Origin of the sequence: Mangrovicoccus sp. HB161399 (genome assembly GCF_013184745.1) — a bacterium.
Classification (GTDB): Bacteria; Pseudomonadota; Alphaproteobacteria; order Rhodobacterales; family Rhodobacteraceae; genus Mangrovicoccus.
The window spans coordinates 1-1,326 of record NZ_JAATVU010000239.1; the positions used below are offsets into that span (position 1 = coordinate 1).

At 74.0% G+C, this 1,326-nt stretch carries 1 protein-coding gene and 1 pseudogene; one reads left to right on the plus strand and one right to left on the minus strand.

What is annotated here, in order from left to right:
• Positions 1–805: pseudogene (locus HCC78_RS34360) on the minus strand (hypothetical protein); the annotation flags it as partial.
• A 308-nt stretch (positions 806–1,113) separates the two neighbouring features.
• On the opposite strand from HCC78_RS34360, the gene HCC78_RS33450 reads away from it, so the two are divergent.
• The coding region (locus HCC78_RS33450; RefSeq protein ID WP_216671425.1) for a hypothetical protein at positions 1,114–1,326 on the plus strand (213 nt) is incomplete at its 3' end.

Consider the following 1,326-nt stretch of genomic DNA (forward strand, 5'->3'; position numbering starts at 1 on the left):
ATCAGATGGAGCGAGACGGAAAAGACAAGCGTCCAGCGGACGGTTGTCCCGCCGAACGAGCTGGCCGCCGGTCTGGGCAAAGGGCAGATGGCCGAGCTCGTCAAGGAGTCCGGCATGGCGCCGCGTCGTCATCGCTGCCCGAACCGATGGCGCAACCGATGACAACTCCGGGGCCCATGCCGGACAAGCCGAGGCGTCCCGGCAGGCCGCCTGTCCGCCCCTGGCGGTCGGCGCGGGCCTCGGCGCCGCGCTTGCCGGCGAGATCGACGCCATTGCAGAAGCGGCCGCGGGCGCCGTTCCGGACCGAGCCATCGGGACGCCACCGGTCCGGGCCCGATGGCGAAGGGCCCGCGCGATGCCGACGGCGATGCGGGTCTTCCCGGTCCCGGTGCCGCCGGCGAGGACCGCGTTGCGCTGCTGCTGGAGGAGCGAACCATTGGACGCCATCGGTCCGAGCGTTGCCGGTGATTGCGCCAATGGTTCGAGCAGCACTGGCGACGGCAAGCGCCTCCGGCGAGGTCGCGCACCAGGGCCTCGTTGACCGGCGTGCCGGAGAAGCCGGACCCGCCGATCTCCCTGGCCAGCGGCAGCCGGGCGATTGTCATCTGGCACTTGATTGATCTTGCCATTCGCCGCCGGGCTCGGACCGGCGGCGCCGCGTCGGCTCATTGTCGCGGGTCTCCGCCTGCAGCAGGCCGCCGACGACCCGCTGCGGCCCGTGCCGGCGCTTCGCCGCGCTTGCGATGAGCTCGTCATGGGCGGCCGTTTCGGGCGGCGCTCGGACCGGCGGCGGGCATGCCCTCATCTCCCGCAGAGCTTCGGCTTCGCCATCACGCCGCAGGCGTGCCTCCGGCACGACGTGCCGAGGATCTGCGTTCTTTCCATGGCCGGGTCTCCTGAGGCTGCCGCGCGGGACGCGCGCCTCCGGCACGGCGCGGGCACAACCGGCGGTCGGTTCGCGGGTCAGCTGCCGCGCGGGACGCGCGCCTCCGGCACGGCGCCCCGGGCGTCGCGGTCGGCGCCGGTCTCCCGGGCCCGCGCCTGCGGGCGAGGATGTCGAGCAGCGAGGCAGCGGCAGCCGTCGCCATCGCTGCCCGAACCGGTGGCGCCACGATGGCAACTCCGAGAGCCATGCCGGACATCGGCGGAATGGACGCCCTGCGCGAGGGCTTCGGCGCAGGCTGCCTCGACATCCTCCGGCCCGTCGACCGGCAGCGCGGCGGGGATCTCGGCCATCCGGCGGTCGCCGCCGGGAACGCGCTCCGGCTTCTGCCTCATTGGGCGCGAGCCCGCGGGAAGGTCCCGGTCGCGGAGCGGGCGTTCGCC